At 51.1% G+C, this 262-nt stretch carries 1 tRNA gene; it reads left to right on the top strand.

The annotated features are described in order from the left end of the window. Positions 1 to 43 precede the first annotated feature (43 nt). A tRNA-Glu gene (locus H5163_RS21135) sits at positions 44 to 119 on the top strand. Positions 120 to 262 lie beyond the last annotated feature (143 nt).

A 262-nucleotide genomic window follows, 5' to 3' on the forward strand; every position in this document is an offset into this window, starting at 1 on the left:
AACGAGTTAAACTATTCAGTCGTCCTAGTGACACATATTCTGTGTCCCCATCGTCTAGAGGCCTAGGACACCGCCCTTTCACGGCGGTAACAGGGGTTCGAATCCCCTTGGGGACGCCACTTACTATTTTCATAGTCAGTGCAGTGTTATGAAGCAGCTCGCCTGAAACGAGTTAAACTATTCAGTCGTCCTAGTGACACATATTCTGTGTCCCCATCGTCTAGAGGCCTAGGACACCGCCCTTTCACGGCGGTAACAGGGG

The organism is Pseudoalteromonas sp. SG44-8 (assembly GCF_014164125.1).
GTDB lineage: Bacteria > Pseudomonadota > Gammaproteobacteria > Enterobacterales > Alteromonadaceae > Pseudoalteromonas > Pseudoalteromonas rhizosphaerae.